The 22,469-nt window shown below is 41.6% G+C and carries 19 protein-coding genes; 6 read left to right on the forward strand and 13 right to left on the reverse strand.

What is annotated here, in order from left to right; translation table 11 throughout:
* Positions 1–203 precede the first annotated feature (203 nt).
* The 3 genes from AB5542_RS11900 to AB5542_RS11910 all read left to right on the forward strand — a co-directional run bounded on the left by AB5542_RS11900 (position 204) and on the right by AB5542_RS11910 (position 2,289).
* Positions 204–845: a DUF6266 family protein gene (locus AB5542_RS11900; protein WP_279038885.1), complete on the forward strand. Its 642-nt coding sequence runs from the start codon at positions 204–206 to the stop codon at positions 843–845.
* Positions 846–857: 12 nt separating this feature from the next.
* Positions 858–1,493, forward strand: coding sequence for a hypothetical protein (locus AB5542_RS11905; RefSeq protein ID WP_279038883.1), 636 nt, complete (start codon positions 858–860; stop codon positions 1,491–1,493).
* Between the two features lie 205 nt (positions 1,494–1,698).
* Positions 1,699–2,289 (forward strand): DUF4251 domain-containing protein, encoded by a 591-nt coding sequence (locus tag AB5542_RS11910; RefSeq protein WP_087419841.1) that lies wholly within the window; start codon positions 1,699–1,701, stop codon positions 2,287–2,289.
* A 134-nt stretch (positions 2,290–2,423) separates the two neighbouring features.
* On the opposite strand, the gene AB5542_RS11915 is transcribed toward AB5542_RS11910, so the two are convergent.
* The 8 genes from AB5542_RS11915 to coaD all read right to left on the reverse strand — a co-directional run bounded on the left by AB5542_RS11915 (position 2,424) and on the right by coaD (position 13,509).
* Positions 2,424–3,770, reverse strand: coding sequence for a TlpA family protein disulfide reductase (locus tag AB5542_RS11915; RefSeq protein WP_279038881.1), 1,347 nt, complete (start codon positions 3,768–3,770; stop codon positions 2,424–2,426).
* On the reverse strand, positions 3,767–5,173 hold the full coding sequence (locus AB5542_RS11920) for a hypothetical protein (protein ID WP_279038878.1): 1,407 nt from the start codon (positions 5,171–5,173) through the stop codon (positions 3,767–3,769). Before AB5542_RS11920 ends, AB5542_RS11915 begins: the two co-directional genes overlap by 4 nt.
* Before the next feature lie 36 nt (positions 5,174–5,209).
* The gene (locus AB5542_RS11925) at positions 5,210–5,986 is read right to left on the reverse strand and encodes a DUF4843 domain-containing protein (protein ID WP_162613707.1); all 777 of its coding nucleotides are present in this window, start codon (positions 5,984–5,986) and stop codon (positions 5,210–5,212) included.
* Between the two features lie 19 nt (positions 5,987–6,005).
* Positions 6,006–7,439 (reverse strand): RagB/SusD family nutrient uptake outer membrane protein, encoded by a 1,434-nt coding sequence (locus AB5542_RS11930; protein WP_279038876.1) that lies wholly within the window; start codon positions 7,437–7,439, stop codon positions 6,006–6,008.
* Between the two features lie 11 nt (positions 7,440–7,450).
* Complete coding sequence (locus tag AB5542_RS11935; protein WP_279038873.1) at positions 7,451–10,804, reverse strand: SusC/RagA family TonB-linked outer membrane protein; 3,354 nt, start codon at positions 10,802–10,804, stop codon at positions 7,451–7,453.
* 94 nt (positions 10,805–10,898) lie between these two features.
* On the reverse strand, positions 10,899–12,050 hold the full coding sequence (locus tag AB5542_RS11940; protein WP_087419835.1) for a FecR domain-containing protein: 1,152 nt from the start codon (positions 12,048–12,050) through the stop codon (positions 10,899–10,901).
* Positions 12,051–12,136: 86 nt separating this feature from the next.
* On the reverse strand, positions 12,137–12,664 hold the full coding sequence (locus AB5542_RS11945) for a sigma-70 family RNA polymerase sigma factor (protein ID WP_229782448.1): 528 nt from the start codon (positions 12,662–12,664) through the stop codon (positions 12,137–12,139).
* Between the two features lie 371 nt (positions 12,665–13,035).
* A complete protein-coding gene (gene coaD, locus AB5542_RS11950) occupies positions 13,036–13,509 on the reverse strand; it encodes a pantetheine-phosphate adenylyltransferase (protein ID WP_027202944.1) in 474 nt (157 codons plus the stop codon).
* A gap of 200 nt (positions 13,510–13,709) precedes the next feature.
* Here coaD and AB5542_RS11955 point away from each other — a divergent pair, with 200 nt between their 5' ends.
* Positions 13,710–15,554: a biotin/lipoyl-containing protein gene (locus AB5542_RS11955; RefSeq protein WP_087419833.1), complete on the forward strand. Its 1,845-nt coding sequence runs from the start codon at positions 13,710–13,712 to the stop codon at positions 15,552–15,554.
* A 157-nt stretch (positions 15,555–15,711) separates the two neighbouring features.
* Here the strand turns inward: AB5542_RS11955 and AB5542_RS11960 are convergent, their stop codons facing one another.
* Positions 15,712–16,125: a hypothetical protein gene (locus AB5542_RS11960; protein ID WP_118305073.1), complete on the reverse strand. Its 414-nt coding sequence runs from the start codon at positions 16,123–16,125 to the stop codon at positions 15,712–15,714.
* Positions 16,126–16,457: 332 nt separating this feature from the next.
* On the opposite strand from AB5542_RS11960, the gene AB5542_RS11965 reads away from it, so the two are divergent.
* Together AB5542_RS11965 and AB5542_RS11970 are read left to right on the forward strand one after the other, a co-directional pair.
* On the forward strand, positions 16,458–17,621 hold the full coding sequence (locus AB5542_RS11965; RefSeq protein ID WP_279038870.1) for a DUF4468 domain-containing protein: 1,164 nt from the start codon (positions 16,458–16,460) through the stop codon (positions 17,619–17,621).
* 118 nt (positions 17,622–17,739) lie between these two features.
* Positions 17,740–19,209, forward strand: a complete 1,470-nt coding sequence (locus AB5542_RS11970; protein ID WP_279038869.1) for a hypothetical protein — start codon at positions 17,740–17,742, stop codon at positions 19,207–19,209.
* A 1-nt stretch (position 19,210) separates the two neighbouring features.
* On the opposite strand, the gene AB5542_RS11975 is transcribed toward AB5542_RS11970, so the two are convergent.
* The 4 genes from AB5542_RS11975 to AB5542_RS11990 form a co-directional block, all read right to left on the reverse strand.
* Complete coding sequence (locus AB5542_RS11975) at positions 19,211–19,849, reverse strand: vancomycin high temperature exclusion protein (protein WP_370819164.1); 639 nt, start codon at positions 19,847–19,849, stop codon at positions 19,211–19,213.
* A 450-nt stretch (positions 19,850–20,299) separates the two neighbouring features.
* Entirely contained in the window at positions 20,300–20,683 is a 384-nt protein-coding gene (locus AB5542_RS11980; protein WP_087419828.1) for a VOC family protein, read from the reverse strand.
* 105 nt (positions 20,684–20,788) lie between these two features.
* Positions 20,789–21,622, reverse strand: coding sequence for a helix-turn-helix domain-containing protein (locus AB5542_RS11985; protein WP_279038868.1), 834 nt, complete (start codon positions 21,620–21,622; stop codon positions 20,789–20,791).
* On the reverse strand, positions 21,615–22,469 hold the full coding sequence (locus AB5542_RS11990) for a LytR/AlgR family response regulator transcription factor (RefSeq protein ID WP_270542737.1): 855 nt from the start codon (positions 22,467–22,469) through the stop codon (positions 21,615–21,617). The genes AB5542_RS11985 and AB5542_RS11990 overlap by 8 nt, the downstream gene beginning before the upstream one ends.

The raw sequence follows: 22,469 nt of genomic DNA on the forward strand, positions 1-22,469 counted from the left end.
TATCAACTCCCATTCAACTCCCATTCATTTCCTATTCAACGCTATTTATAATAAAAAATAAGTTATTATTTTATTGTTTTTATAAATATAATGTATTATCTTTACATCGATTTATATACATATATAAATTACAATAAAGATTGAATCACCTTGTGAACCGGGTTTGGTCACGTTTATAAACCGAACTTGAAAAATAAAAAAGTATGGCATCATTGAAAGACTCTCTACTGGACGGCATGTCGGGAAAGCTGGATAAATACATCATTTACCGGGTGGGAAACGAAACGTTTATCCGGAAAAGGCCCAAAAAGGTAAGCAATCCTAAAAGCGAGAAACAACAGATGCAACGGGCAAAACTTCCGGGAGCGCAAACCATGTATAAAGCTCTGGAAGGTAGCCTGTTAAAAGAAATCTGCAATCTAGCAGCCCGGTATAACGAGAAACGTTCGGGATATCACTGGTTCCTAGGTAAAAACATGAACCTGTTCGGGGCGAACAATTACATCGACTATTCCCGTCTGGAGTTTTCGGACGGTAGCCAACAATTGCCTTTCGGAATCACGACGAAACAGACTCAACCCAATGCCGCAGAACTGCATTGGACGGATAACTCCAGCTCGATCACTGCACAATCCACCGATCGGTTAATGGTAGCCGTAATATTTGACAACGAGCCTTATACCCCAGTATTACTGGAAGATACGAATACCCTACGAAAAGATGGTTACGCACGAGTTACTCTACCAGAAGGCGAATGGCAAACTGCACATCTATACTGTTTCTTCGGACGGGATGATTTGAAAAACTTCTCTCCCGGAATTCATTTTCAAGTGAAGAAATCTTAACACGAAAGTATTATGGCAATTTTTGAATCTACTATATTCGAGAACCTATCGGGAACCGTGGGTAACGTGACCAGCTACAAACTGAAAGACAAACAAGTGGCAAGAGCGAAAATTTTCTCCCGGAAAGATGCGAAGACTCTTCAACAATTAAAGCAAAGAACTCGCATGAAAACCATATCGCTCTTCAAACACCATCTGACCCCGATCTTATCCTCCGGATTCTGCACCTCTTCAAGAAAGGAGGCATCTAACCGTTTTTTGGCTCTAAACATGGGGAAAGTTGAAGTCGATGACGAGTTAAACGTAACGATTGACCCGCTACAACTGGCCATTTCCGACGGTCCCTTGGCTTTACCGGCAATCGAGGCAGAAATTGACCATGCCGGGCACCGGATCATCTTCCGGTGGAAAAAACAGCCATTAATGCCTTATATGTATAAAAACGATTGTTTACACGGGGCTATCTATGAAACCCAGATGGGGCGGAGCCGGAAAGTGATATTGGGAACCAGAGCCGAGGCCGGAGAAACAACCTGGGAGCTGCCTAAAGATTGGGATTCCCATCATCTGGTAATTTATGGTTTCGCAACCACCGCAGACGGTCAAAAGTCCTCCCCTACCTTGGGTGTATTGAAAAGTGAAGAGTAGTAACGATATAACCTTCCTGTAAGACCCGCTTTATAAAATTAATCTTTTTTAAAGACATAAGGATAACCCTGCCCGATTTCGTGACGTATACGCCATAGAATTTGAATATTCTATTAGTCATTCTTTCAAGGACTAGCAGAAGATGGTGAGGGGATATGTCAATTCGTAAACTAAACTAATCAGAATAAAATAAAAAAGAGACGCTATGAAAAAAATTATTTTTTTATTGGCAATGACTACATTCCTGTTCAGTGATTTTGCAATGCAAGCACAAACAAAAAAAGAACTACGGGCTAAAAGAAAGGCTCACAGGGAATGCATGAGGATGCACAACAGAATGGTTCGCGAGCAACAAAACATGATCGCCTACCAAGATGCGGTTAAAGCACTTAAAAGTAACAGTTGGGTATTACAAGCCAACACGTTGTTTAACAATTTCGGGGCAGCCATTCCCGTAACGAACAATTTGAACTTCGTGGCCATGGACAACAATCAGGTTTCATTGCAATTGGCATTCAACGGGTTTAATCCCGGACCGAACGGTTTAGGTGGGATCACGCTCACTGGCTGGCCTTCCAGCATTAACGAAAGAGTTGACAAAAACGGAAATATCACTTATACGTTCAACGTGATGGGTGCCGCTTTATTCGCTCAAGTAACCGTTCGCCTCGGCTACGGGAGTAATTACTCGACAGTAACCGTAAGCTCAAACACAAATGGAAGAGAATTGACGTTCTCCGGGAACTTGGTTCCTTACAGCCAGTCCAACATTTTCCAGAGTGGATTCAGTTTTTAAGTAAGCAATTAAAAAAACTCTCGTTTAATATTCAATTACTCAGTCACACTGATGTGAAAAAAGGTTCCCTTGGGAACCCTTTTTCATTAGAAAAAATACAAACTTTATGAACATGCAGGGCAAAAGCCCGTTTTTTATTTTAATCGAGTCAGCACATTTCGTATTTTATCGCCTGAAGAAGGGCGATCTGCCTTGTACTGCATCAAAGTCCCGTCTTTACTATAAAGCAGGAAATGAGGTATTCCTTTGATGTTCATCATCGTGGCGAATTGATCTCCGGTCACGATATATTGATAACCATGCATCTTTAATTGTTTCATCTTTTTCTTCCATGCCTCTTTATTCGTATCGAGCGAGATACTGATAAATTCTACCGCAGGATTCTTCAATTGTTTTTCCAACTTCTGCAAATAGGGAACTTCCTGACAACAAGGAGCACACCACGAGGCCCACAGGTCGATATAAAGATATTTTCCTCGAAAATCCGTTAGCCTGTGAATTTTACCATCCACGTCTTCCAACGTCACGTCGGGCAAAGCGGCTCCTTCCATGGAATATTTTTTGGATTCGAAGTCTTTTACCAATTTTTGCCCTTCATCCCCTAAATCGGCTGTCATATTTTTCAAACGCAGCAAGCCTTCTTCAAAACCATTTTTGTAATTATAGTTCGTCACGAAATTTTGCACAATCAGCCGACTTACAGAGGCCACTATAGACGGAACGGTAAAACGTTCTTTCAATAGTTGAAGTTGTTCCTCCGGAGTCTCCCGTTCCCTTTTCAGGTAATTGAATACGAAAGTATTTGTGTTATAAAAAAACAAGGCGATCGGATTATCCAAGATTTCGTAAACTGGGGGTAAAAATTCATCCATTCCATCGGGTAACGTTTCTCCGTTACGGGAGTACATGTAAGTCACGCCATCCAAAGCCTGCATAAAAGATAAATATGCCTGTATCCGTAGATAGTTTTCCACCATATTCGCAGGGCGAAATTCTTCCATCACGTCATTTACACGAGTATAAATTTCACTCATGCTATTTTTCAATTCATTCGCCACGGGTGGATTTTCCCATATAGACCGACTTTTATCCAGGTAAAAACAATTATAAGTTATCAATGCCGCATTGTTCCGGTCCTTCTTATCAACCTCGATTTTCGCCCGTCTACTCTTAAATCGAATATCAAGCTTTACTTTTCCGCCCGGTTCAATATACAACGCCTGTTCAAACGGCCACTTGTTTTGCTCGGTTCCCACAACTCCCATCAAGGTTACCATCCGAGGAGCATCACCATCCAGTTGAAGCGAAAAAAGTCCTGTTTGGCTATCAACCAACAAAGAATCCCTCTTATCCCCATCAACAATAAACAATTGAAACCCCGAGTATTCACCTCGATCCACCGATCCGGTGATCTCAGTGGGTCCTTTTTGCTTGCAACCGATAGCTGCAAGCAAAAGGAGGATACTGATTATATGTTTCATTTTACTTTATACATTATTTTGACTGGCTTGTAGGCTACGTTTTTATAAGAATCGATCAACTGACCCGTTCTCGTATCGTAGATATAGATATACCCGTTCTCTCCGGATTCATTCGAGCGGTAAGCCCCCACGTATATCTGGGATTCATCCGGACTGATCGCCATCGTCGTGATCTCTGCATTCGAGATATCGTCAATCACTGTCCACGATTCTGTCGGGAATGAAGTGGACGAATAGTACCAGCGATAAATCTTGTTACCCTGTGCATAGAACAAACACTGGTAAGAAGAACTGGCAACTTTCGGGTCTTCTTTCTTGAGTACCGGATTAGCAATCACTCGTTGTACATCACGATAATCAACACCAATTTTTTGATAATTCTCGTTAAGCTTATAAATCGTATTACTCAAAGAAGTTTTCCATATCTCTCCATTCAATTCGGTCAACACGGTAAAAGATGATTTTTTTTCGTTTTCAAAAATAGCGATCACCTCATGTGCCCCGTTCCAGATCGGTCCGAATTCTTGACAATAATTAGCCGTATAGCCATTGTAATAACAAATCGTATGCTGATTCACATCCCACAGATAATAATAGGGTTGATATCCCCCGAAGTAACTGTGTTGAACAGAGGAATAAGTCGAGGTCAACGTGGTATGGGTAAGGATCAAACCTTCCATACTGGCCAGATTATAAACCTTGCCATTCTCAGATATGGCAACTGCCGTACGAGCCGTGTTATCCGGTAACATCATAGCCACTGGAAGGAAATCCGAAAACTCGGGAGCCTTCACGATATTCTCCAATTCAAACGTTTTGGCATTGATCACGTAAACGGAAGGATCATTTTTATAACTGATAAACAACTGAGATAATCTTTTTGCCATGTCCGTGGGAGATTTCGGGAATACTTCTCCGGGATTATTCATTGTCAAACAATGCGTTTCAAAATTTCCCATGGTTCCGTCTGCCATCTGACGCATGAAAGAAAGCATACCCGTCCCGTCGCCGCTTTCACTTAACACCGTAATTCCTTCTTCATAAGGAGAATTTATATGCAACTTGAACTCGTAGAACGCACTACTATGCTCGTTACTCACTTTCACCCGCATCGGGAAGGTTCCCAAATCCTGACAGTCCACGTACAGGACGGACGAATCCGAATAAAACTTGTAATCCATGTCCCACTGGAACGTCAACGGAAGGTCTTTTTCCTTCTGGGTCACATAAGGAGTGATGTCAATCACCAGAGTTTGATTTTTGTCCCTGTTATACTCTTTCTGTAAACTATTGGTATCAATGGCGATCTCGGAGATCCGAACCGTGTCAACAGTCGTGTCATCATCAAAACAACCGATTGCCAATAAGCCTATTAGCCATATATATAGATATTTCCACTTCATAATAATCTGTTTTTACTACATGAATAATTCATTTCATCAATACGGTTTCGGAATATCATTTTTCCCGCTTTGCAATAATTCCGGGTTCGCGGCAAAGAAGTCATACATCGGGGTCAATATGTACTTGGTCGCGGCGTAATTATACTCGTCCATCCACCCGTATTGTACATTTTCCAGATTCGGCCCGTACATATCCACCATTCCTTTGTAAGTAGCCGGAACGGTCTCTTCCATTGCCCGGAAATATTCCATGAATTTAACCCATTTCACGGGATCCCATACCCCCAATTTATAATCCGGCCACGTGACCTTACCAGACCAATCTTTCCATTGCGGAGGTTCCACGACATTATTGAAAGAAGCGATAGACACGGTTCCGACCTCTGTCTCCGGTTCAAAATCATCCGTTGCCAGTAAACGGAAAGCCACCTGCCAATACCCGTCACTTCCCAAATGTTCACGCAATACCGTTACCGGTAACACACCATTCACGGAATCCGGTTCGATAATCAATTCGGCTGGCAAGGTATAATGTACACCTGCCTCTGCCGTGGTCTTGGCTGCCACGACTTCCACCTTGAAAGAACGCACTTCTTTAACCGGAGCCCCCATGATTTTCATGGGGAGTTTCATCTCGTAGGAAGTAACTTCCAGTTTCGTCACCCCGAAAGAATACACCACGCTGTCTTCCGTGAAGTAAATTCCCGTACGGGAAGAATCGAACAACTTGTAATCCTGTTCATTGCAGGAGATCAATCCCATGCCGAATATCACGAACAGGCAACCGGTGAATATATATGTTATGTTTCTCATATGTTTTCTATTTACCATTTCATCTTCTAAATTCGAACTCTTGTGACGGGATGTCCACCACGTAGATTTTCTTGTCGGCAGTTACGGTCTGTCCCTCGACATTAAGAATATTCAGGTTCAATCGTTTCATGTGGTAGAAGGATTGTCCTTCCCCGACAAATTCTTTATAACGATCATCCGTGATCTTGTCGATAGTCAGAGTTTCGGCCGGAAGTCTCTCGTCCAAAGCAACTAATCCCCGACTTTCCAACAACTCGTTAAAATAATCAAGAGCTTGATCGTAATTACCCAACTTCAAGGCACTCTCGGCCGCGATATAATACATTTCGGGTAAGCGTATCATGTTGATTCCGCGGATCTCACCTGCCGGACGGTTATATTCCGTGTTATTCAGCACGTAAGTATCTGTCAGTTTATCCAGTTTCCAGTATTTTCCCGTGTTGTTATACGTGTACCATGCACCCCAGCGGTAATCATTCCCGGCCCCGTCAATCTGGTATAATTGTTGAATATTATAACGCATTTCGAAAGAATACGCAGACTGGGAGTTGTGCAATATTTTAATCACCGGTTCGGCAAAATTCTTTGAATAAATTCCGAATACCGTTTCCTTGGATGACAATTTTCCCGCCAGATCTCCGGCAATATCCGTGTAATCCAACAGGGAAAGACCGGGAGCTTGTATCACTTGCTGCGCGTAATACAAGGCACTATCGAGTGTTCCTTCCGTCAAGTAAACCCTTGCCAGAGTCGCTTGCACGGCCTGCAAGTTAAAATGGATATTCTGGTCTTTCAGGAAATTAGCGTTCGAAGAGACTGACGCATACAGTTCCTCGTCATCCAATAATTGCTCTGCCGACCTCAAATCAGAAATAATCCGCTTGTACACGTCTTTAGATTTCAGAATGTCCGGGGCAAACAAGGAGAACCGGGTTGAATAAGGAATCCCGACAGCACTTTCGTTCTCCGTGATTTGCTCGCTGAAAATACGCAACAGGTCAAAATGCATGAAGGCACGCAGCCCCAAAGCCTCTCCTTTATAGATATTGTAAAATTGCATATCCGAAGGGGAGAATTTGTCCAGATGTTCCAACACGTTATTCGCATAGGCGATATTGGAATACATATCACACCAGATATTATAAAAAAGATCTTCCGCTTTCGTATTCTTATAGTCATATTTTATAAGTGGCTCAACCTCTTCGTTATTTGTAGAGGTATAATATTGAGCCATCAAATCCAAGGCGGAATAACTCAGATTCTGCCCGTACAAGTTAGTTGCCCCCATCTTGGCATAGACCCCGTAAAGAGCATTCTCAAATCCCTTCGCATCTTTCAGTAAATCATCTTCCAGTACCTCACCTTTAGGTTGCACGTCCAAAAAACTGTCACAGGAACTTCCCCCAAGGAGTAAGGCTAAAAGTACCATTATATTTTTTAATCCTATCTTCATAATCTTTCCTTTTAAAATGTTGTACTAAGCGTGAATTCAAACCCGTTACTATATAGATAAGTGGTTCCCCGTTCTATTTTCACGTTTGACCAACGCACGATGTCCGTCAAGTTCACTCCGACACGTAAATTTCGTACCCCAATCTTGGAACAAATGTTCGGTCTGAATTCGTAACCGAAATTCACGGTTCCCAGCGTGAACACATTTTCTTTTTCCACGAAACGGTCTGTATGTTTCGGGTTCGACCCCCATCCTTCAGAATCTGCGATGTCCTTGTAGAAAGCAATATCGCCCGGATTTTTCCAACGACTGCTGAAAACTCGTTTATCTGCATTCTTTTTCGGGTCCGCACCCTCCACTTTCGTGGCACGAGTCGTGTTATACAAGTAAGCACCACATTCATACCGACCTAACAGATACAAGCTGAATCCCTTGTAAAACAAATTAGTTGAAACGGTTCCCCGGAATCTCGGTTCAGTATCCCCGATCACGAATTTATCATCCGCAGAGTACTCGAAGGTTCTCTCCCCGTTCAATTTAATAAATACTTCCTGTCCTGTCGCCGGATCAATTCCCGCTGATTTAACCACTTTCAATGCCGAGGTAGATTCACCTTCCTCATATTGTGCCAGCGGGGTCTTCGAATCTACCTTGTTGGCATCTTCATTCGCTTTCTTCAAGGCGCTGTTTATTTTCAAGATCCGGTTCCGGTTCATACTTCCGGTAGCCGCAACCTGCCAGTAAAAATCATTTCTCTGCACGAGCATACCATCCACCTGGAACTCCAGTCCCTTGTTTTCCATCTCCCCGATATTTTCTTTGGCAGAAGTCGTTCCGGTAGACGGCGCACGAGAGGCATCCAATACCAAGTCGGTTGTCTTTTTCAAGTAAACATCAAACGTGAAATTCAATCGACGATTAAAAAGACTGATGTCTGTTCCCACGTTATAGGAAAGTTCCCGTTCCCAACCTAAATCTTTATTACCGATTCCCTGCGGGATAGCTCCGATACCGTTCAAATATTCCAGATCACCGGAATATTGATACATGGTCATTGCTTGGAAAGGAGAGAAATTCACCTTACCCGTGTATCCCAAGCTACCCCGGATTTTCAGAATATCAATCTTACTTGAAGTAATGAAACTTTCGTTATGTATGTTCCATCCTAACCCGGCAGACCAGAAACTACCGTAACGGTTGTTTGCCCCAAATTTCGACGATCCGGTCACACGGTATACCACGTCAGCATAATAACGATTGTTATACATATAGTTTCCATTCACGAAAAATCCCAATTCCGTACTGACGGCCTGTGTTCCCGTCGGTTTTTGATCAGAATAACCAGCGGCCTGCCCCATGAAATTCAACGCGTCATCATAAAAGCCCACTCCTGTCATGGTGGAGGACTCGCTGGTTTCCTTCCGGATTTCCACACCCGCATTCACACTATACAAACTGTTATTATCGGTCATCAGGTTAAATGCCCCTGTCAAGGTTCCGGCGTATGACACGCCACTACCATTTTTCTGGGTCAAAGAACCTTTTTTAGAAAGTTCTGTCTCGTCTTTAAAATCTTGAGAATCGGGAGATTTAAACACCTCGTTATTAGAATCTGTTACCGTGATATTAAAGTTTCCCGACAAACGGAACATTTTGTTGATTTCCCAACGAAAATCCGTGGTATTCGAGATGGATTTATCCTTTGAAATATCATAATTACCCAAGCTCGCCTCATACAAAGGATTGTCCAAGTTCCAAGAAAGATTTTTATTATATTCCCCGTACTGGTCATAAATCCGGTCATAAGGATTCATTTCCACGTATTTTGAAAAAGAACCGTAAGGTGATTGCTTGTAATTCACTTCGCTATAAGTGGTGCGATTCGCCATCGTCAATTTGTTCTGCACGTGATATTCCAATTTGAATCCCAAGTTATAACGACGACGGTAGTCCTCTTTCATAACTCCCTGCACGTTATTAAAACGTCCGGACAGTTCATAACGAATATTGGAGGCTCCACCATACAAACGCAAAGAGTGGTCGTGAGAAAAAGCCGTTCTGGCAGGTTGTGACAACCAATCGGTGTCTACTCCTCGCTGCACTTCTTGATAACGCTCGTTATATAATTTATCTAACGCATATTGCTCTCCTTCATTCGTGATATTTCCCCAAGCATCTTTTTTTACTTCCGACGTGTACAAGCCTGCTAAACGCTCGTATTCCAATTTCTGGGCCGCATTCAGCATATCATAATCTTTCAAATAAGGGAATTGCACGTTACCCGTAAAATTATAGGCTACTCGCATACTGCCTTCCGTCAGTTTTTTTCTTTCCACCACGATAACTCCACTGGCAGCACGAGACCCGTAAAGAGCCGTTGCCGATGCATCTTTTAACACCGTGATATTTTCGATCTCGTTAATATCCAAATCGTACAATTCCTGCATACTGATTTCAACTCCATCCAGCACGATCGTCGGTTGATTCACTTGGGTCGTCCCATCAGAGAAAGAACTCATACCGCGTAATAATAATTCCGGAACGTGATTCGGGTTAGACCCTAACTCACTTCTTTCTACCAGATTCAAACCGGGCGTTAAGGCTGCCAGAGCGGCAACCACGTTCGTACCGGAGATGGTTTTCAACTGCTCGGCAGTCACGCTCTTCACGGCTCCCGTGTAACTGGACTTTGATTTCGTGAAATAACCGGTCACAACAACCTCATCCACCTCGCTCACTTCTTCTTCCATACGTATGGTCATTTCCTTATCCAATTCTACCGGAACAATGGCCGTTTTATACCCTACAAAAGTAAACGTCAAGTCACGTATATCTGCAGGAACCACGATCTCGAACTTACCGCTCCCGTCGGAAGCCGCTCCCGTCACCAGAATTTCTCCCCGTTTGGCCACAACGGTTACTCCCGGAAGAGGTTCCCCGTGAGCATCCACGATGACACCTTTTATTTTATTCGTTTTTACCACACTGTCCCGCACGGCAACCGGACGGGCCGGACGGATTATCACGTAATTCTGTTCCAAGTCGAAATCCATGTTCGTACCTTCCAACACCTTACGAAATAGTTCATTCAAAGTATATTTACGAACATCAAGAGTTATTTTACGATTCACATCTAATTCGTTATTACTGAACATGATCAACAAACCGGTCTGTGATTCGACTTGTTCAAATACAGTTTCCAAGGTCTGGTGCTGTTTTTCGATCTTCACGCTTTGTGCCACACCCGTTGCTGATAGCTGAAACACAAAACCGATCATAAGTAGTAATGTTAATCTCATGATACATAAACTTTTTTTACATGGTATTTTCCCGTAGCGATACCAAGTGTTTCTCTTTTTTTTCATACTTTTGTATTTGAAATTAGTACTCTCATGCTCTTGAAAAAAAGCATGAATCTTATTTAAACAAAGCGGGGAGTATGGCCGTACTTCCTGCTTTTTATTTTTCTTGTATTATTATATCCTTCTGATTTATAATAAATTTCACATTTGTCGTCCGTTCTATCAGACGGATAAATTCGTTAAAGTCCACGTCTTTACGGATTGCCCCGGTGAAACGATAATTTTTACAAACTTCATTCGAGAAAACAAAATGCACATCATACCAACGTTCCAATTTCACCGTCAATAAATCCAGCGGCATATTATGGAAACGGAACATTCCGTCAATCCATGAGGTATATAGTTTCACGTTTACAGGTTTCACTTCAATCTCTTCATTTGTCGTGTCTAATTCGAACTGCTCTCCCGGATGCAAAAGGTAGGTCTCGTCGTGATGTTTCACTTCCACGCCACCTTGTTCCAGGGTTACCTGTTCAAGAGAGTCTTCTTCATAACTGCAAACATTGAAAGAGGTTCCCAATACTTTCACGCTGGAGCGACAAGTACGCACGATAAAAGGCCATTCTTTACTTTTAGTAACATCGAAATAAGCCTCTCCTTTCAATTCAACCACCCGTTCTCCTTTTTCAAAGTTCATCGGGAATGTCAATTCACTCCCCGAGTTAATCCATACTTTCGTTCCATCACTCAAGACCACCCGGTATTCTCCCCCTTCCGGGACCCTCACGGTACTCCTTTGCTCGCTGTTACCCCCTTGAATTACCAGGGTATTCAAAGAGTCCTTACCAATCGTGGCACCCCCGCTGTTCGTGATATCACGTCCCAGGCTTTCGCTTAACTCATACTTCTCTCCACCTTCTAAAACCCAGACGGCTTTCAAACTCCCCGGGGTTATTTGCGCTAACTTCTCCGGCTCGGTTATTACAGGTGATTGTCTAAACAAAAACCATCCCGCAGTCAACATAATCACTACCGTTGCAGCGACACTCCAACGAATAGTCAAATGACGTTTTCTCCAACCCGGTCGGGAAGAAAGTTTTTGTTCCATATTTTGCCAAGCATCTCTAATCTGAATATCCTCAAACAAACGAGCAGCCTGTACCACGGAACCACACTCTACCAACTGGTGAAATTCTTCCTGCAATTCCACGTTCTCCAAAAGCCACTGATCCAAAAACTCCCGTTCTTTTACAGTCAATCCCTCTTTACGAGATTTCAAAGCTAATTGTACTATATTTTCTGGTAACATGATGATTTATTCTCCATTGGTTCTATACTTATGACAGGAGAAAAGAAAAAATAGATGACAAGAATTCGAAGAAAAAATCAAAAAAATTATACGAAGAGTAACAATATCGAATATGTTTTTTCGCTTAACTCGGCTCGTAAAGCCGCTAATGCTCTCGCCAAAAGAGTTTTTACCGTAGTTACAGAAATTTCAAATTCTTCTGCTACTTCTTTATGCCGTTTCCCGTCCAGCACGATTCTTTTAAAAACTTCCCGCGTCCGATCGGGTAAACGATCTACCGCTTTATATAATTGATCAATGCGGGTATTCCATTCCGACTCATCCAAATATTCATTCTCTGCCATATCCATGCCCGAGTTGATAGGTTCCGTAAGAACCACTTTTTTTCCTTCCAACAAATTCAAACAATAGTTACGCACGGATTGATACAAGTAAGGACGCAGGCTATTTTTTATAGCGTGAAAACGCTTTCCCTCCCAAAACTTAATAAAAACTTCTTGTACGGCATCCTCAGCCTCCTCTTGTTGCGCAAGAAAATTCATGGCATAAAATACCAATGGCTTATAAAAATGGTGGAACAATAGTTCTAACCCTCGTCGATCTCCTTTTTTCAAGAGTTGCAATATTTTATCTAACTCGTCCATCCATTACACCCCTAACTTCATTTATGTAAACTTCATTTTTAATAATATATACCCTCAACAAACGATCAATTAATGATGTTCAGAGGATTACTTTCTTATCGTTAAGACAAAATTTCAAACGTATTAATAATTAGCCATTAAAAAAAATAGCATCTTTTTACAAGTGTCAAAAAATAATGTAAATTTGTATTTCAATAATTGATCGTTTATTTATATTTCACACCACTTGACTACTACATTCTTATTCTCCAAAAGATAAAACAATTTCCCAGTACTAATATCTATTAATACTCTTCATATATATATGGAAAAACACACTAAAATGTTTCAAATTCTCTCTTTTATTGACGTAAATCTTCTATTGTTACGTTTGTTGGTAAAAATTTATTGGCATTTCCTCCATTCATGAATATATCGCGCACGATGGTCGAACTGATAAAAGTATGTTCGGGAGAAGTTAAAAGGAAAACAGTTTCCACGGAAGAATCCATCGCTTTGTTTGCCTGACCGACAGCACGTTCGTACTCGAAGTCAGCGGCAGTACGTAAACCACGAATAATGAAATTAGCACCCATTTGCTCGCAAAAATCTACAGTCAAACCGGAATAACTCATGACAATGACATTATCTACATCTTCGAAAACTTTACGAATAATGGCAATCCGGGTATCCACGTCCAAGAACTCTTTTTTAACCGCATTAATTCCCACGGCAATAACGATTTTATCAAACATTTTTAATCCACGTTTCACGATTTCTTCGTGTCCGATTGTGAACGGATCAAAGGATCCCGGGAATATTGCGATTCTTTCCATGACGTACTTATTTAATTTCACCAGAGTTACGGATAAAACATCCGATCTCAAGTTACAAATTAAAATCATATTTTTGAAGATTCAAAAAATTTGTTAGTTTTTCTCAGATATTTCAGGTATATTATTAGGAAAATTATTTTCTTTTGAATAGATTTGGTCCAGAATTTAAAAGAACACATAACAATTAATTCTTATAAAACATGGCACGAAAATTACTAATTCGAGATCTTACACTTAGAGACGGTCAACAATCTTCATTCGCAACCCGGATGAACCAAAATCAAGTGGACCGCGTGTTACCTTTTTACAAGGATGCTAAGTTCTACGCGATGGAAGTATGGGGAGGAGCTGTACCCGATTCCGTAATGCGTTATTTGAACGAGAATCCATGGGATCGTTTGGAAAAAATCAAAGCCGTTATCGGTGATGTTTCCAAGTTGACCGCCCTCTCCAGAGGTCGTAACTTATTCGGTTACGCACCTTACACGGATGAAATTATCGAAGGTTTCTGTAAAAACGCTATCGAATCCGGTTTAGGAATCATGCGTATTTTCGACGCCTTGAACGACGTGAACAACGTGAAATCGACCATCAAATACGTGAAAAAATATGGTGGTATGGCTGATTGCGCTGTTTGCTACACGATTGACCCGAAATATCCGAAATTAAGTTTGATGGACAAGTTAAAAGGGAAAAAGAATCCCGAACCCGTGTTCACGAACGAATATTTCTTGAATAAGGCAAAAGAAATGGAGGCTCTCGGAGCTGACATGATCACGATCAAGGATATGAGTGGTTTGATTAACCCGGCTCGTATTTCCGAGATGATGCAGTTATTCAAGAGCAATTTGAAGATTCCGGTAGACTTCCATACTCACTGTACCCCGGGCTACGGATTAGGTGCCGTACTTTCCGCTATTGTACACGGTGTTGACATCGTTGATACCAATATCTGGAATTTCGCGGGTGGTCCTGCTGCTCCGGCTATTGAATTGATTTACATCTTCTGTAAGAAATTAGGTATCGAACTGGATGTAAACATGGAAGCTGTTGCCAAGATCAACAAAGAGTTGTACACGATTCGTAAAGAATTGGAGGCATACGATGCTGTTAAACAATTCCCGAATCCGTTCAACCCGCTTACAGATACACTTCCGGCTAACATTGACAAATTATTCGATGACGCTATCGCTGCTGCCAAGAGTAACAACGAAGAGGCATTGTTGGAAGCTTGTCATGCAATCGAAGCTTATTTCAACTTCCCGAAACCGAACGAACTCGTGAAGAAAGCCGAGGTTCCCGGTGGTATGTACACCAACATGGTAGCCCAATTAAAACAATTGAACTCAATGGATATTCTGGAAGATGCCATGAAATTAATCCCGACGGTTCGTTTAGCTGCCGGTCTTCCTCCTTTGGTAACTCCTACCAGCCAGATTGTAGGCGCTCAAGCCGTGAACTGTGCCTTGGACATCAAGAATGGTAAACCGATGTATTCTAACGTATCTAATCAATTCGTGGCTTTGGTAAAAGGTGAATACGGAAAGACTCCGGTACCTGTTGATCCGGAATTCCGTCTGAAAATTGCCGGAACCCGTGAAGAGACCCCGTATGATACGTCAAAATATCAAATGCAGGAAAATCCTGTTTTGACCGAATTCGGTGGAGTAAAATTGGCCGAGAACGAGAAAGAAGTCCTTTTGATGGAACTTTTCCCGGCTGTCGCCAAAAACTTCTTGACAAAACAGAAAGAAGCCCGTTATATGGCCACGCATAAAGGGGAACAAACACAACAAACCGCTGAAGTTCAAAAAGAAGAACCGATTACCGGAAAAGTGGTTGAAGCTCCGATGCCGGGTAACATCTTCAAGATCCTCGTTAAACCGGGTGATGTTGTAAGTAAAGGACAAAACGTACTTGTATTGGAAGCCATGAAGATGGAAAACAACATTACAAGTGATTACGCCGGAAAAGTAAAACGTATCCTGACTCAAGAAGGAAAATCCGTTACTGCCGGAGCTAAATTGATCGAGATCGAAATCTGATTGGATTAGCAATATAATAAAGGAAGAGTGGTAAAAGTCAATGAACTTTTACCACTTTTTTTATTCTAGCAACATACCATAAAAAAATTTACTCCTGCCATCATGACAGGAGTAATATAATTAAAATTCAAACCATTTTCTCTCGGATCAGCGAGGATTAATATTTAGGGAAACCGATCTCTTCCCCATTCTCTGCGATGTACTCGTCCAATGTCTCACAACCTGTATCCTCGTCTTCTTCGTACTCCATGGAGAGATTATTTACCCGGGCAAACTGATGACAACTTTTGAAATCAGCATATCGTTCCTCAATCTCATCTTTAAATAACGCAACCCGTTCGGTCTCCGGCATCTCTTCCAATTCCTCTTCATGCTCCTGCAAAATATCCAGAATAAATTCTGCCGCCCAACTACCCAATTCACGTTCCAACACCCAATCAGATGAATGTTCATCCAGTATACGGTATATTTCATGTAAATAGGGAGTATCCCCCCAATCTTCATATAGCTGAATCAGGTCGTCATCCTCCCCATATTCTTCTTTTAGCCTTTCTAACACCTCATTATTCATGTCTCTTGATTTATTGTATTCGACGGCTAAATTAAGAAAAAATATTAACATTACATCGGCCAGGCAGAATTTGGTTCAACTGCAGTCTCAATCCACATATACGACTCTCGATACCAAAGAATCGAATCTGTAAAAAAAGGCTGAAAATTTCACATGAAGTATAGTAAACAATTAAAAATAAGCACTTCAATACCACATTTGCAAATTCTCGTTAAAAGCCGAAGAACGTATGAAATATTTCTGTAACTTTGAGTGCGGCATAACTCTTCACGAGAAAGCCGATGTGCGATCTTTTATTAGTTTAGTTTAAAACACACATAAATTTGAATATCATGATGAAGAATTTATTACTCATTCTTTGCTTTTTTCCCATGTTGGCATTAGCCCAGGAAGAAGATCAAAGCAAATACATGGTCGGAGCCGTTCCGGAAGTAAACGGAAAAGTTGTTTTTTCACAGGAAATTAATGCTCCGAATCTTTCTAAAGACCAGATTTTCGATGCTATCCTAGCATGGGCGAATACCCGTTTCAAAACAGATAAAGGGAATTGGGGAATGGTTGCCTATTCGAACAAGGAAGAGGGACAAATTGCTTGCTATGGAAACGAATACATTGTTTTCGCAGATAAGACTTTTTCTCTGGACCGGGCAAAAATAAACTACCGGATGAATTTTGTTTGCACTCCCGGTAAATGCAACGTGGAAGTAACCAATATCACCTACCTTTACCCGGAAGATAGCCGGGAACGTCTGGCTGCCGAAGAATGGATCACTGACAAGCAGGCAATGAATAAAGATCAGACCAAACTGATCAACCGGATTGCAAAATTCAGAATCAAAACCATTGATCTGGTTGAAAGTTTGAACGAAGGGGCGCAAAAAAGTTTAGGCGCACAAAATGCCCCCGTAGCCACAACGACAACCACAACGACCCAACAAGTTGCTCCCGTGCAAACCGTTGCCACCATATCTGCCGCCCCGGGAGATGCTTTACAAGGCTACAAGCGTATCGCTCCCGACAAGATTCCGGGAAATATTATTAAAATGTTATCCGAGGACTGGATGTTAATCACGGCTGGAAACGACCAGCAGTTTAACCCGATGACGGCAAGCTGGGGAGGTCTCGGAAACCTGTACAACAAACCAGTGACATTCTGTTTTATCAATCCCGCTCGCTACACTTATGATATCATGGATAAAGGAGACACCTATACATTAACTTTCTACACGGAAACTTACCGGGAAGCTCTGAATTATTGCGGGCATAATTCCGGTAAAGACAAAAATAAGGTAAAAGAGGCCGGGTTAACCCCGATCACCACTCCTTCCGGTAGCAAGGCATTCTCGGAAGCCTGGATGATTATCGAGTGCCGCAAAATGGTTTCTCAAACTATCAACATTGACGGTATTGCTGACCCGGAACTAAGAAAACAATGGGCCGGTAAAGCCATGCACAAAATGTTTATCGGAGAGATTTTGAATGTATGGGTAAAATAAATCCATAACTGAATTATCTTACTTTTATAATAGCTTTGGAAAATCATGATAGCTAATCTATCGTGATTTTCTTTTTAAAATCTTTCTTACTTTGGTCTCCCTTACAAAATCAAACGTTATGAACAAGGTTAATTACTGTATTCGTGTAGTTTTATTGCTAATTACCGTTTTGCTTTTCAACCGGCTTGATGCACAAGAAATACGTTTAAAGGTTATCAATCCCAAAGGCGAGCCTCAATTTGGAGTATATGTGGTCAATCCTAGAAATCATTATTTACTGACTAGCACCGATATTGAAGGGGAATGTGTTATCAAGACCTACAAACTACACCCTAGTGATTCGTTACAATTCCAAGGCATGGGGTATCAAACCGTAAAATACAGTATGAATGATTTACTTCGCATGAAACGCCTTGTACTTGTTCCCCTGGCATACGAACTGGAAGAGACGAACGTGGAAAAGGGGATCTCAATGAAAGAACTTTTAAAAAGAGCCTCCTCAAAACTCAAGAAACAGGCTCCCGGCCTCGAACCGATATGCAAATATTTTGGTAAAGCCTTATACGAAAAAATTACCGAATGTGAAGAGAATGTTGTAGAATACCGCCGGGAGTACGGTTATTATTTCTCTTCAGGTGATGTTAAATCACGAAACACGTGGGATACGGATTTCCGATCCTACATCGTCCCGTTCTATGTTGCCAGAAGTTACAATCTCACGAACGATGGACAAGACACGCTTAAACCCACATTCATTACAGACGAAGAAACCCGTTTTGATATCGGAACTCGTAAAATATTCACGTTTATGCGAAGTATTCAATTATTCGCTCCTTTATTCAGCGACATTCGCAATTACGATATTTATCCCCTGGAATCAGAAAATTCTGACTACCGGTTTGCTTTCAAGACTAAAAGTAGCGCTTATCCTCAACGAACACGCCTCACGTGTAAAGGGACTTTCACCATTGACGGGAACCATCATGAATTGAAGTCCATGGATTTTGATTACGTGGATTACCAATTACTCCGACAAGTCCTTTTATCCAAACACCGTAAAGTAAATTCCCCATTTTCAACAAAGGCCAGTCTTTCTTTTGCCTACACTCCGACCAAAGAGTATTACATTCGTTCCTGCACGCAAGAGACCACTTGGAAAGATGATCTTGGGGAAGATTTCATTGTACTGGAACAACCTTCCCGAAGTTCTCCATCAGCCAATCATTTAGTTGAAAAAGAAGCTTTCTACTGTTTCAACTACCAGCAGGTTCCAGCCAGATGGCAGACAACCCGCATATTATCCAAAATTCACCTGGCACAACGTTATTCCATGGGCACTTACGATCCACAAGTTTTCCAAGAACTTACACCATTACTAGATAACCGAAAAGCCATACAGGATTTGAATCGATACATGGATATTGAACAACAATTTGAATTGAATTCAAATCGCCCCTACTACGAACAGTATCTTATCATCGGAATTAAAAGTGACAAGATTCCAAGAGTGGATATTCACGGGAAATTGACCTCAAACCGGGAAAATTTGTTCTCCCTGATAAAAAAATTCGAACAAGAAACTGAATAGTTTATTCCGGAATTTCAATCTTTTCGCCTAAATGACGAGGTTGTTTGTTGACAAAAAAATCGACAAATACTTTTACCCGGGCCAACAATTCCCGTATTTGCGTCTTTAGTCCCTCGTAAGCACTCACGTCTTTAGCATTATACCCGATAGCATGTATCCCGTAGTGACGAGCCAGATAGATCGCCCGTTCATTGTGAAATTGCTGAGAAATAACCGTCACGCTATCCTGTCCGAAAATCTCTTTCGAACGTACCATAGAATCAAGCGTTCGCAATCCGGCAAAATCCAGCACCAATGATTCTTTCGGGATACCTCTATTCACCAAAGAATCTTTCATAGCCTGAGGTTCATTATAATTATGGCGGCGGTTGTCTCCACTGATCAATATATACTTAATTTTACCCGATTCGAACAACTCCTCTGCCGCATCAATACGATTCTTGAAATAAGGATTAGTTTTTCCGCCTTTCACCCGGGGAGAAGTACCTAACAACAAACCAACTTTATTATAAGGTATGAATGTAGTATCTCCAAAGACTTTTCCTTCTCCGTATTTGGAAATCCGATAATTACAAAATAATATTCCCAGACAACACACGAACACAGGCAAAATAATACCATAAAAGAACACACGCCTCACCACTCTCCACCATTTATGAGCTTTCATCCGGGAAGGGCTGTCTGTTGAAATATGATCCTGCCGTCTTTTCAATACCATTTTTACCTTCTTTCCTACAAAGATACGGATTTATCTCCCAACTCTCTCAATTTCTTATAAATAACCAAGCAAATTTTGAGATCATACAACATACCCGTCCCATTCTTTCTGCAAAAATCCTTACTTACGTTCGATTTCATTTATGGGCTGCCCAAAAGTCATTTTATCATCAAAAAACTCCTCCGTCACTTCGTGCCACCTCCTCTATAAACAGAGGAGGAGCTGGTGACTTCTCCCGAAGACAGGGAGTATTTCAACTCTCCCTCTGTTTATAGAGGGAGTACCCCGAAGGGGGGAGGGAGTTAAAAAATGACTTTTGGGAACAGCCCCTTAAAATCAACCCGCAAGATATGGTTCGTCTCGTCCGGATTACTATTCTCCCGGATGAATGTTTCGTGTAAACAAACCGATCCGGTTTCCCTCGGTATCTAAAAAGTAAGCAAAATAATCTTTTGATTCCTCACAAGTTTCACAAGGTTCCGTGGCAATCTTTCCCCCGGCCTTCCTCACCAGGGCTAAAGATTCATCCATATTTTCCGTGTAAAATGAAATCGTAATACTGTTAGAGGTTGGCAGGTATCCTTTTAAACTAAAAATACACCCGATCGGTTGCTGATTACCAGAAGAAATAAAAGCCATCTTCTCTTCCCCGTATTCGACAATCTCCAGTTTCTCTCCGAAAATTGTCCCGTAAAACTGAACAGCCCTCTCCATGTTGACAGCAGGAATCTCAAAAAAAGCTACGAATGTTTTCATGTTGTATTTATTTTATTGATTAACACAACAAAAGTACACCCTCATCATCCCTCAATTATTGGAAAAAAGAGACATTCTCTGTTCCGATAAAACTTTTATTTCCTTCTATGCACCTAGAAACCATTCAATACTCTCGACATCCTCGGAAAAACACATCAATTGAAAAAGAGTTGACGAAGTATGACCGGTTAAAGCCTTGATTTCATTCGCCAGATGAGCCGCATCGTAATATCCGGTATGGAAAGCCAACGTTGCCAAATCAACCTCCGGCATTCGATTTCGAAATTCCACGGCATACAGAAAACGAATCACCCGTAAGTATTGTTTCGGCATTAATCCCACGTAAGCCGCAAACACCCGTTCAAATTGCTTTTTACTCAAACAAGCATAACCGGCCAGTTGTTCCACATTAAACATACCCCGACCCTGTAATAAACGAGTCATGACCATCCGCATCCGGTTATTCTCAAATTCATTTCTTCGTTGCAAACGACCTAACAAAAATGTCTCCAAACTATCCACCCGTTCGTCAAAACCGGCAAGATTCATCATTTGTTCTTCCATATCTTTCCCCTCTTTTCCCAACGCCTCTTCCAGAGAAACGTATCGGTTTGTCAGCTCATTCAGCGGCAAATGCAAAATATCCCGTATCCCCACGGGGGTAAACACGACCGACATCAGCCCCACCCTACCCGTGGGTAAAATATCTATAAATTCGGTTCGCTGCCCGTAAAGTGTCACCCGGGGATGAGATTCTTCTCCATCGGACCGAATAAGCTTGTACGAATCCCGATAATAAAAAACGATTTCCATGAATCCCTGCGGCGTAAGACGATGCGGCTCACACGATGGACATACATCCTCAAGATCCAGCATCCAATAATACTGGACATACCCGGATAATTCCCGACAAGGCGGTCTATACTGGTATTTACTCATTCGAGGAGGAATAACACATGAACCAGTGCGTCACTTTCTCACTGTAAGTCTTTGAAATCGGAATATCGGGAACTTTCTCAACCCCAAATTCTAAATAGACCCCATCTTTCTCCCGACGAATCACTTTAACATGCTCGAAATTCACCATATAGGAACGATGGCACCTCAATACATTCGTCCCTTCAAATGTCTCTTCCATCGCCTTCAAAGTATTACGTAACATGAATTTTGTCACCACGCCTTTATTCAAATACCAAATCTGCACGTAATTATCCGCAGACTCGATATAAAGCAAATTCGAATGTTTAATTGATAAACGTAATTCACCTTTCTCATCCCGAAAAGAAATAACACTCGTCCCCCCGGTATCTCCCTTCATCTCTTCAAGCATCTGCAATTTCTGTTCCTTATCCCGCCAGGAAAAATAAAGCATTAAGATCGCATAAGGTAATAAAAGGATTAATGACGTGTTTTCTGAGGCCTCCCAAAAAGTTTCCATCACGTCCCTCTCTGGCCGTAAAAAACAAGAATAAACCGTGTAGAAAGTCGATAGAAAGAAAATTTCCAACACGATCCAAATGCCATACTCTAAATAATTAAGGGTATGTTTCTTCGTGTAAAAATACATGATCACACGACTGATCGCCACGGCAAGTACTCCGGTAAGAATGACCAGACTCGAAAAAATGAAAAACTTAAATTCCGATACCGGATACCACGTCAGAGAACTGAAAGGCTTGTAGATATTGATAAAAATCAGATCAAAAAAAGCAGTGAATAATACCAAGCGTATTAAATTTGATTTATCGTAATAGTAAGCTGGTATTTTTCGGGTCAACACGTTCAT

It is taken from the genome of Butyricimonas sp. RTP31003st1_G1_RTP31003_210430 (assembly GCF_040920905.1).
Classification (GTDB): domain Bacteria; phylum Bacteroidota; class Bacteroidia; order Bacteroidales; family Marinifilaceae; genus Butyricimonas; species Butyricimonas paravirosa.

What these genes read in the sequence shown, in the direction of transcription:
- AB5542_RS11985 (WP_279038868.1), bottom strand. Translation starts at nt 21,622, where the DNA reads ATGAGTAAATACCAGTATAGACCGCCTTGTCGGGAATTATCCGGGTAT.
- AB5542_RS11965 (WP_279038870.1), top strand. Translation starts at nt 16,458, where the DNA reads ATGATGAAGAATTTATTACTCATTCTTTGCTTTTTTCCCATGTTGGCA.
- AB5542_RS11910 (WP_087419841.1), top strand. Translation starts at nt 1,699, where the DNA reads ATGAAAAAAATTATTTTTTTATTGGCAATGACTACATTCCTGTTCAGT.
- AB5542_RS11940 (WP_087419835.1), bottom strand. Translation starts at nt 12,050, where the DNA reads ATGTTACCAGAAAATATAGTACAATTAGCTTTGAAATCTCGTAAAGAG.
- AB5542_RS11900 (WP_279038885.1), top strand. Translation starts at nt 204, where the DNA reads ATGGCATCATTGAAAGACTCTCTACTGGACGGCATGTCGGGAAAGCTG.
- AB5542_RS11920 (WP_279038878.1), bottom strand. Translation starts at nt 5,173, where the DNA reads ATGAAGTGGAAATATCTATATATATGGCTAATAGGCTTATTGGCAATC.
- AB5542_RS11935 (WP_279038873.1), bottom strand. Translation starts at nt 10,804, where the DNA reads ATGAAAAAAAAGAGAAACACTTGGTATCGCTACGGGAAAATACCATGT.
- AB5542_RS11930 (WP_279038876.1), bottom strand. Translation starts at nt 7,439, where the DNA reads ATGAAGATAGGATTAAAAAATATAATGGTACTTTTAGCCTTACTCCTT.
- AB5542_RS11970 (WP_279038869.1), top strand. Translation starts at nt 17,740, where the DNA reads ATGAACAAGGTTAATTACTGTATTCGTGTAGTTTTATTGCTAATTACC.
- AB5542_RS11915 (WP_279038881.1), bottom strand. Translation starts at nt 3,770, where the DNA reads ATGAAACATATAATCAGTATCCTCCTTTTGCTTGCAGCTATCGGTTGC.
- coaD (WP_027202944.1), bottom strand. Translation starts at nt 13,509, where the DNA reads ATGGAAAGAATCGCAATATTCCCGGGATCCTTTGATCCGTTCACAATC.
- AB5542_RS11955 (WP_087419833.1), top strand. Translation starts at nt 13,710, where the DNA reads ATGGCACGAAAATTACTAATTCGAGATCTTACACTTAGAGACGGTCAA.
- AB5542_RS11990 (WP_270542737.1), bottom strand. Translation starts at nt 22,469, where the DNA reads ATGAACGTGTTGACCCGAAAAATACCAGCTTACTATTACGATAAATCA.
- AB5542_RS11925 (WP_162613707.1), bottom strand. Translation starts at nt 5,986, where the DNA reads ATGAGAAACATAACATATATATTCACCGGTTGCCTGTTCGTGATATTC.
- AB5542_RS11905 (WP_279038883.1), top strand. Translation starts at nt 858, where the DNA reads ATGGCAATTTTTGAATCTACTATATTCGAGAACCTATCGGGAACCGTG.
- AB5542_RS11960 (WP_118305073.1), bottom strand. Translation starts at nt 16,125, where the DNA reads ATGAATAATGAGGTGTTAGAAAGGCTAAAAGAAGAATATGGGGAGGAT.
- AB5542_RS11980 (WP_087419828.1), bottom strand. Translation starts at nt 20,683, where the DNA reads ATGAAAACATTCGTAGCTTTTTTTGAGATTCCTGCTGTCAACATGGAG.